Here is an 8,033-nt window from a genome sequence, read left to right on the forward strand (position 1 = left end):
CAGCTGAAAGGCAAGCTGAAGAAATTCCGGGAACTGCATATTCAGCCGGACTGGATTCTGGTCTACATAAAGAACAAGACGGAGCTGATTCTTACGCTTTCAAGGACCGGCACTCATGCTGATTTATTGAGGATGTAGAAAAAAACAAGCGTTGCTTTTATTCCACAACGCTTGTTTTGCAGACTTTCGGTTTTGTTTTTATTCAAAATCGGCAAGCAATTTATCTGCCTTGTGGTCTGTCATTGAAAGGATAATACCACATTCTTCTTCATTTGCACTGCGGAACTCTTTCTGAATTCCAAGCGGATTTGCACTTTCCTGATTTTCCGGAATTTTTCCGCGCAACTGTGCGACGGCTTTCATGTAAAGCTGCTCAAGGTTGTAGAATCCCTTTAATTCTTCAAGGTAGCTCTTTATCCGCCTTCTGGTCCGTTCTTCTTTTTTTGTGTTTAAGGTTGAAAGATAAGTCCCCAAAAATGTGACCAAAGAGCCAAGCAACGCAAAGATTCCGCCGATTATTGCCTCTTTCATAAGTGTTTACTCCTATAAAGGCATTTTTATTAGCTACAAAAAAAGCAATGAATAAATCAAAAATTAGAATTCGCCTGTATAACCAGATGCTTTGATTTTTGCTTTCACGGCAAGTGTTAGAGATGAACACATGCTGAATACACGGCTGTCTTTATATTCTATTTTTGTTCCATCAGGAATTTTTACTTCTGACAGTGCCACACAGCCGTTAAAAGGAATTCCGTTAATTTTTGTCAATGATGCAGGAAGTGTAACAGATTTTAAATTTGGACACTCCATGAACGTGCCGTCAGGAACATAATCATCATAGCCCAAGGATGTTACTCCTTCTTCAACAATGACACTTGTAATTTTTGTCTTTCTGAATGCGTCAGGTCCTGTAAATTTCATGCCTTTTGAAATTTTTATTGTACCGGCAATGTCTGATTCAGCAAAAGCTTCTTTTCCAATTGATGTAAGATTGCTTATATCAATATTGATTTTTCCTTTTACACCTCTGAAAGCGTTGTTTCCTATAACTTTTACACTTTTTGGAACTGTTATTGTGTATGGAGTGTTGCAAGAGCTTTTATACATTGTATGTGGAAAAAAGCGGGCTGCCCACTCAGTTTTTTCACCAATCTGAGTCACTGGCAAGCCTTCAATTGTATCTGGAATTACAACTGTTGTAGACTTTCCTTTGTAACTTTTTAGCATTACTCCCTGACCGTCAGGCGCCATGTCATAGTAAAAGTCACTTGCAGGATTTGTCGCAAAGCAGGTGAAAGTCGTTGCAAGAGCAAGGCTTAAAATAAATAAGATTTTTTTCATAATAGAATATCCTCCGCGTTTATTGTCCGCCGACTTTTTGAGGCGAAACCTCTTTATTCTGGCAAGATTATACAGTCAGAGTTTTTTCTTGTAGTCAGTAAAAACTCACTTTATTCCTGTGAGTTTTCTCTATGGATTTTGCGGTTTTTTGAACTGTAAATTTAACGATTTTGCGGTAAATAGCACTTATATTTTTAACGATTTTGTGTTAATATAATACTATAAAATTAACGATTTTGGGATTTTATGGCATTTAAGCGCAAAATTTACGATAAGTTTTTGGAATGGAAAAAAAACTCGGACGGCAAAACGGCTTTGCTTGTTGAAGGCGCGCGTCGTATCGGCAAATCAACCATTGTTGAGGAATTCGCAAAAAACGAATACGAATCATATATTCTCATTGATTTTACGAAAGCGTCGCAGGAAGTTTTCAAGATTTTTGACGACATTTCTGATTTGAATTATATTTTCATGCGGCTTCAGCTTATCTATCATAAAGAGCTTCACGAGCGGAAAAGCCTTGTCATTTTTGATGAGGTTCAGTTTTGTCCAAAGGCTCGGCAGGCAATAAAGCATCTTGTTGCTGATCATCGCTATGATTATATGGAAACCGGCTCCTTGATTTCGATTCGGAAAAATGTAAAGGACATTCTTATTCCAAGCGAGGAACGCACGGTCCAGATGTACCCGATGGATTATGAAGAATTCAAATGGGCTTTGGGCGACACTGTTACTATAAAACTTTTGCGGGAATCTTTTGAAAAATATCAGCCGCTTGGCGATGATTTGAATCGTACTATGATGCGCGACTTTAGGCTTTATATGCTTGTGGGCGGAATGCCAAAGGCTGTGAGCACTTACATCGAAACAAACAATATGAGGCTTGTTGACGAAGAAAAACGCGATATTCTTCGGCTTTATGAATCTGACTTTATGAAGATTGATTCAAGCGGGAAGGCCGCGCTTCTTTTCAAATCAATTCCGTCTCAGCTTGAAAAAAATGCCTCACGGTATCAGGTTTCTTCGGTCCTGGCAAACCAGCGCAATTCGACAGTCCTTGAGCTTATCTCAGAAATGGAAAGTTCCAAGACCGTTCTTGTGTCTTATAAATCAGACGATCCGAACGCAGGACTTACGCGGACAAAGGATTTGGAAAACTTCAAGCTTTTTGTCTGCGATACAGGACTTTTTACAACCATGGTTTTTATGGATAAGGATTTTACGGAAAATATTATTTATGAAAAGCTGCTCAGCGGCAAGCTTTCTGTGAATCTTGGGTACCTTTATGAAAATGTTGTCGCGCAGATTCTAAAGGCAAACGGAAACGCTCTTTTTTATTACACATTTCTTGATGAGAAATCAAGGCATAATTTTGAAATTGATTTCCTTCTCACGCGAAAGAACAAGGTTTGCCCGATAGAAATAAAATCGTCGGGCTATAAGACCCACGCTTCGCTTGATGCCTTTTGCGAAAAATATTCGTCCCGTATTCTGAATAAATACCTTGCGTACACAAAGGATTTGGGAAAGGACAAGGATGTTCTCAGCATTCCAGTTTATATGACGATGTTCTTGTGATTATCCCTGTGAGTTTTCTCTGTATATTTTTGCGTCTTTCTAAGATAAAATATGAGAATGATCAGCGTAATCAGTGTTGACGACCATGAAATGATAAGCCTTGGACTTGAGCAGGTGTTTTCGGAAACTGAAGACATCCGGGTCTGCCATTTCTGCAAGACAAAAGATGAGGCCGCAGCGTTCATCGGTTCAAAATCTCCAGAAGAGCTAAGGCGGACGGTCGCGATGGTTGACATAAAGCTTGAAAACGGAAGCGGCTTTGATGCGGCGGACTTTCTTATCCGGCGCGGAGTGAACTGCCTTATGTATTCCTCATTTTCAAACGCGGGCTTTGTTGTAAAAACCATGGAGCACAAAATCAAGGGATTTGTCTCAAAAAATGCCGGCAAATCGGAAATCCTTGATGCGGTCCGGACAGTCGCACGCGGCGGAACCTACATCCAAAAGGATTTAATTCCTGGCATGATGTATGTAAGCTCAATCATGGTTTCCCTCACAAAGAAAGAACGCGAGCTTTTGGACTTGATTTCCGAGCATCTTCCGAACGAGATAATCGCCGCTCGTCTTGGAATTTCCAAACGTACCGTAGAAAACTACGTTTCCCGCATTTTCGACAAATTCAACGTGAAGAACCGCTACGAGCTGGGGCGGTATTTGTGAGAGGAAAGCAAATGGCGTTACGGATGACCGTTTATCCAATCAGCTTCAAGGATTTTAAAATTACAACAGGAAGTTTATTTTATGGCTGAATCAAAAACTTACTCTTTGCTGACAGCACCCAGAATCCTTCCCCCCCCCGGAAAACGCCCCAGGCGGCGAATGTGCAGATAAGCCTGTCTGCAAAATTCACAGGAAGGCGCACGGCTATCAGAAGCAGGAGCTTTGAACGGAATCTGTTTTCCCACAAAAACGTAAAAAAATCTATCTGGCTGCTTGCCTGGTTGTACGCCTCCACAAAACTCAGAACGTAGCTTATGATTCCGCCCGAAATGCTCATGACAAGGCACAGCGCAATACTGAGAACAATCAGTTTTACAAAAACCGCGCGGCCCGTGTCAGTCTTTTTGATGAACAGGATTTTAAAATATCCTGCTGTAAGAGCCGCAAGAAAATGGCAGAGCATAAACAGATGTCCGGGTTCAAGCGTCCTGTTCAAAATAAAGTCAATCAGGTGATAGAAGAATCCGGCAAGCACTCCCCACCATGGCCCTGCAAGAAAACTTAGCGCCATGATAAAAACCGTGTCGCAAAAAAGAGGCAGATGGTTTATCCAGGCCACAAAGTCGCAGATAAGGTAATCTAAAAGACCGGCAAGAACGCTTAAAGCAAAAAATACAAATCTCTTTCGGCTTGATGAATCAAAATTGAAAATCATGGTTTATTATATCAACTGTATAAAAAATATGTTATACTCTAAAGATGAAAAAAATCACGGTTTTTATCCTGTCTGCGTTATTCACTTTTTCGGCTTTTGCTCATAAGGCTCAGAAGCAGGCTGAACCGCTTATGATGGAAGGGCTTACTCAAAAGTGGCTGGAATGTGAATCGGCGGAGGAAAGTGAATTTAAAAACCGTCTTGAAGACTTTTATGCCGAAGTGCAAAAGGTCTCTCCTTCTGATACTGTGATTTATTATTTTCCGGAAGCAAAGGTCATCTACGAAAACATTCTTGGCGGAATCAATGAAGGCGACAGGCAGAAAATTGCGGAAAACGTTCGCGGCTGGGAAATCCTCCAGAAAAACCTTGCAAGGTTTCAGCTTGAGCAGGTCTATTATTCCTACAGGATTTTGATTTTTGTAATCATTATTGCAGTGCTCGCGTCGCTTGTGTTTTCGGTCATGTATCTTTTGTCGTCAAAACTCCGCAAGGAAAATCTTGCCTTTACCGCCCGGATGATAAAAACCCAGGAAGCCGAGCGCGAGCGCATTTCCAACGAGCTTCATGATACGGTCTGTCAGGATTTGGGTGTGCTCCAGTTCCGCCTTGAAGACGAGGAATCCGTCAGCCTTTGCAGAAAAATCGCCTCCGATGTCCGCGGTGTCTGCTATGCCCTTGCACCGTCCGATTTGAGCGAAGGAATTCTTGAGGCGCTGCTTTCCCTGTGCCATGTCCTGCAGAAACAGAGCGGCGTGGAAATTGTCCTGAGCATTCAGGATGAACTCAAAAACAACAAGGCTTTTAAGACTTTTCCGAAAGATAAAAATCTGAACATTTACCGAATCGCGCAGGAAATTATAACAAATGCAATAAAACATTCGGAAGCAGAAAGCATAAGCGTGCTGGTCAGAACCGTTGATGAAAAAAGTTTCAAGATTATCGTTTCTGATGACGGAAAGGGCTTTGATTTGAAAAACGCGCTCAAAAAGAAAAATCATTTCGGACTGAAAAATGTTCAGGCACGCGCGGAAGGATTCGGCGGCGGAGTCAGCTTTAACACAGAAAAAGGGGCGGGAACTCAGGTGACGGTCGCAGTTCCGTATTAGGACGGAATTCTGCAATCCGGACATCAACATCCTCCCTAATATTGTAATAATTGAAGTTACAGCAAAAATCTGCTAAAGTTGGCGTATGAAAGTAAGCAGCAAATTTACGGTGGCGGTTCACACTTTGTTGTGCATCCATCGGTTCGGCGGGGAAAGGAAAGTCACTTCGGATTTTATCGCGGGAAGCACGGGCGTGAATCCGGTCATTATCAGGCGGACGCTTCTTTCGCTCAAGGCGGCGGGGCTTGTAAAGGTTGCGGCCGGAACTGGCGGAGCTGAAATTGTCGTGCCTCCGTCGTCGTTCACGCTTTTTGACATTTACAAGGCTTCGGGCAGCCTGGAAGAAAATGTTTTCGGTTTTCACGAGCAGCCGAATCCCGCGTGTCCTGTCGGCGGAAACATCCACAAGATTCTCGACTCGCACCTTGCCGACGCGCAGAAAGCGTTTGAGCAAAGCCTTGCGGCAGTGAAATTTTCTGAGCTTGTGAGGGAACTTGAAGAGGTGGAAAAGCAGAAGAATTAAGAAGCCGCTGAGTTCGTAAAATCAGATTTATATCACCCAAATGCCGAGTTTTGATAAGAATTGTAATTTAAATGTTATAGCATTGTAATGACATAAACTATAAAACTCGACATTTAGACTATTCTGCTTTTTATTTTACCGCGACAATATCCGACACAGCGTAAACAAATGTCTTCTTGTCTTCGTTCCCTTTGCGGCTGTTTGTGCGCAGAATTATCCTGTAGCTTTTGCCGCTTTCAAGGCTTTCTGGCAGAAAGAATTCAAGCGTCCTTGAAAGATTGCGCATTATTGATTCTGCTTTCACCTTGTGCCATGTGCTTTCGTCCTCGGAATAAATTCCGTCCGAGTCGCATTCGGCAAAGAAAATTCCGCCATCGTCGCCGGAAATTTTCAGTCTGCCACCATCGATTCTTGCAGCCTTTCCAGATGTAAGAGTTCCGTCCTTAAGCCCCGTAAAAAGGTCAGCGACGGAATCAATCGAAGGGCTTGAATCCGCAATCACGATTCTGTTTATCTCCAGTTTTGAGACAGCTTCGTTCGTTTCCCTTGACGATGTAAACTTTACAAGCAATTTTTTTATTTCTGCGGTTTCGGCGGTGTTTCCGCTTGTGCCGCTTGCCGCAATGTAGAAAGTTCCCAAGTCCATGAGGTTCACGCTTTCGCCTCTCTGCAAGGCCTCTATTATTTCCGCCTTTATAAGGGAAAGAATGTGCTTTGCGGTTATGGCATTCACGCCGATGTCCTTTTTCTGTGTGCGCGCTATAAGATTGTCAATCGTAACATTGCGCCGGTCAAAACGCGCGTAATATTTTCCGCCCTTGTCAAAGTGATTTTTGTACAGAGTGAGATTTCCGCTTCCTTCTATGTCCGAATAGTTAATGTTTGTTGTTGTGCTCATTTTATATATTCCTTGTCCGTTTTGGACTGTCTGTTATAAAAAGGTGAGTTTCCTTTTCCTTGCTGAACAGAATTTCTGCTTTCCGCAAAATTTTCTGTTGACCAGACACGCAAGACAGGAGTATACTTCTGAAATCAGATTTGAAGATTCTCCGTCCGGAGTGTCTTTTTAAAGCCCTTAAGAAATGCCTTACGCACCGCAAATGTTTTCGGCAAATCCTAAGGGCTTAATTTTTTGCTTCATTTTTCATACAGCCTCCTCCAGCTCCTGAGCCGGGCTAAATAAATCAAGAATCCTGTTTGAAAGAATTCTTCTCACGATGTTCGGGTACTGCCTTATGCGCATATAACTGTCAAAGACATAGTTTGCGCAAGTCCAGCCAAGCCCGAATTCCTGCATAAGCTCATCCGGGCAACAAGGCGAAAGCTTTATCACGAACGGCATGGCAGCCTGCGCATAAGTTGCAAACCGGTTGCATTCCGCTTTCATTCTTGCCGCCGACTTTCCCTGATTCTCGTACAAGTGTCCGAGCTGAATATGGGCAATCTCATACCAGATTGTAAAACGGACGGTGCAAGCAGGAAGCGAGTCATTGTAGTAAATCGCGTACCTAGACTTTGCCGTCATAACAGAAAATCCCTCCTCGTACTTTGAGGTCATAAATTCCCTGTCCTCATCCGAAGAATCTGAATATTTTACAAGCTCAATTCCAAGCAAACGCGCCACCTCAAAGCAGTCCGCCGGATATTTTTTTATTCCCAAGTCCTCAAAAAGACAATTCGCCTCTTCTTCTATCTCATCATATTCACTTCCCAAAAGCTGAACCGCTCTTTCCATTCATACCTCGTCTTACGCAAAAAGAATTTTCGCGAACCTTTTGCGCTCCTCATCGGTCAAGACTTTTGCATTGCGCGCGATAAGCTCGAACGCCTGCTCAATTTCCTGTTCCGATGAAAATTTGTGGGCATCTTCGCTTTTTCCAGTAAGATAATCGACCGTCGTGCCCAGCGCATTTGCTATGTTCAGAAGGATTGCGCCCTTCGGAACCCTGTCCCCTTTAAGGTAGTGGGAAACCGCCCCCTCGCTCAAGTTTGTTGCATCGGCAAGAGCCTTCTGGCTCATTCCTGTTTCCGAAAGCAGTTTGCCGATTCTGTCCTTAACAGCCATGCTTTCCATATTATTTCAATTCCTAATTCAATTCTTGCCTTA

General features: G+C 42.8%; 11 protein-coding genes. 5 read left to right on the forward strand and 6 right to left on the reverse strand.

The features are described 5' to 3' along the window. Positions 1–3: 3 nt before the first annotated feature. Positions 4–138: a type II toxin-antitoxin system mRNA interferase toxin, RelE/StbE family gene (locus B2X33_RS05185; RefSeq protein ID WP_296668131.1), complete on the forward strand. Its 135-nt coding sequence runs from the start codon at positions 4–6 to the stop codon at positions 136–138. Between the two features lie 60 nt (positions 139–198). Here the strand turns inward: B2X33_RS05185 and B2X33_RS05190 are convergent, their stop codons facing one another. Together B2X33_RS05190 and B2X33_RS05195 are read right to left on the reverse strand one after the other, a co-directional pair. Further along, positions 199–531 carry a hypothetical protein gene (locus tag B2X33_RS05190; protein WP_296668120.1) on the reverse strand — a complete coding sequence of 111 codons (333 nt, stop codon included), beginning with the start codon at positions 529–531 and terminating at the stop codon, positions 199–201. Positions 532–594: 63 nt separating this feature from the next. After that, positions 595–1,341 (reverse strand): leucine-rich repeat domain-containing protein, encoded by a 747-nt coding sequence (locus B2X33_RS05195; RefSeq protein WP_296668121.1) that lies wholly within the window; start codon positions 1,339–1,341, stop codon positions 595–597. A gap of 246 nt (positions 1,342–1,587) precedes the next feature. On the opposite strand from B2X33_RS05195, the gene B2X33_RS05200 reads away from it, so the two are divergent. Together B2X33_RS05200 and B2X33_RS05205 are read left to right on the forward strand one after the other, a co-directional pair. Further along, positions 1,588–2,919 (forward strand): ATP-binding protein, encoded by a 1,332-nt coding sequence (locus B2X33_RS05200; protein WP_296668122.1) that lies wholly within the window; start codon positions 1,588–1,590, stop codon positions 2,917–2,919. 51 nt (positions 2,920–2,970) lie between these two features. Next, positions 2,971–3,579, forward strand: coding sequence for a response regulator transcription factor (locus B2X33_RS05205; protein ID WP_296668123.1), 609 nt, complete (start codon positions 2,971–2,973; stop codon positions 3,577–3,579). 79 nt (positions 3,580–3,658) lie between these two features. Here the strand turns inward: B2X33_RS05205 and B2X33_RS05210 are convergent, their stop codons facing one another. Further along, positions 3,659–4,294, reverse strand: coding sequence for an ECF transporter S component (locus B2X33_RS05210; RefSeq protein WP_296668124.1), 636 nt, complete (start codon positions 4,292–4,294; stop codon positions 3,659–3,661). 44 nt (positions 4,295–4,338) lie between these two features. Between B2X33_RS05210 and B2X33_RS05215 the strand changes: the two genes are divergently transcribed. Continuing rightward, a complete protein-coding gene (locus B2X33_RS05215) occupies positions 4,339–5,403 on the forward strand; it encodes a sensor histidine kinase (RefSeq protein WP_296668125.1) in 1,065 nt (354 codons plus the stop codon). Between the two features lie 85 nt (positions 5,404–5,488). Beyond that, positions 5,489–5,926, forward strand: a complete 438-nt coding sequence (locus B2X33_RS05220; RefSeq protein ID WP_296668126.1) for an Rrf2 family transcriptional regulator — start codon at positions 5,489–5,491, stop codon at positions 5,924–5,926. A gap of 130 nt (positions 5,927–6,056) precedes the next feature. On the opposite strand, the gene B2X33_RS05225 is transcribed toward B2X33_RS05220, so the two are convergent. From B2X33_RS05225 to B2X33_RS05235, 3 genes are all read right to left on the reverse strand, one after another. Beyond that, positions 6,057–6,824 carry an HU family DNA-binding protein gene (locus B2X33_RS05225; protein WP_296668127.1) on the reverse strand — a complete coding sequence of 256 codons (768 nt, stop codon included), beginning with the start codon at positions 6,822–6,824 and terminating at the stop codon, positions 6,057–6,059. Positions 6,825–7,070: 246 nt separating this feature from the next. Beyond that, positions 7,071–7,661 (reverse strand): ImmA/IrrE family metallo-endopeptidase, encoded by a 591-nt coding sequence (locus tag B2X33_RS05230; protein WP_296668128.1) that lies wholly within the window; start codon positions 7,659–7,661, stop codon positions 7,071–7,073. Between the two features lie 12 nt (positions 7,662–7,673). After that, positions 7,674–8,000, reverse strand: a complete 327-nt coding sequence (locus B2X33_RS05235) for a helix-turn-helix domain-containing protein (RefSeq protein ID WP_296668129.1) — start codon at positions 7,998–8,000, stop codon at positions 7,674–7,676. Positions 8,001–8,033 lie beyond the last annotated feature (33 nt).

This window comes from Treponema sp. UBA785 (assembly GCF_002297065.1).
Taxonomy (GTDB): domain Bacteria; phylum Spirochaetota; class Spirochaetia; order Treponematales; family Treponemataceae; genus Treponema_D.

Coding starts and splice junctions, on each gene's coding strand:
- B2X33_RS05235 (WP_296668129.1), bottom strand. CDS start 8,000: ATGGAAAGCATGGCTGTTAAGGACAGAATCGGCAAACTGCTTTCGGAA.
- B2X33_RS05190 (WP_296668120.1), bottom strand. CDS start 531: ATGAAAGAGGCAATAATCGGCGGAATCTTTGCGTTGCTTGGCTCTTTG.
- B2X33_RS05195 (WP_296668121.1), bottom strand. CDS start 1,341: ATGAAAAAAATCTTATTTATTTTAAGCCTTGCTCTTGCAACGACTTTC.
- B2X33_RS05230 (WP_296668128.1), bottom strand. CDS start 7,661: ATGGAAAGAGCGGTTCAGCTTTTGGGAAGTGAATATGATGAGATAGAA.
- B2X33_RS05205 (WP_296668123.1), top strand. CDS start 2,971: ATGAGAATGATCAGCGTAATCAGTGTTGACGACCATGAAATGATAAGC.
- B2X33_RS05225 (WP_296668127.1), bottom strand. CDS start 6,824: ATGAGCACAACAACAAACATTAACTATTCGGACATAGAAGGAAGCGGA.
- B2X33_RS05210 (WP_296668124.1), bottom strand. CDS start 4,294: ATGATTTTCAATTTTGATTCATCAAGCCGAAAGAGATTTGTATTTTTT.
- B2X33_RS05220 (WP_296668126.1), top strand. CDS start 5,489: ATGAAAGTAAGCAGCAAATTTACGGTGGCGGTTCACACTTTGTTGTGC.
- B2X33_RS05215 (WP_296668125.1), top strand. CDS start 4,339: ATGAAAAAAATCACGGTTTTTATCCTGTCTGCGTTATTCACTTTTTCG.
- B2X33_RS05200 (WP_296668122.1), top strand. CDS start 1,588: ATGGCATTTAAGCGCAAAATTTACGATAAGTTTTTGGAATGGAAAAAA.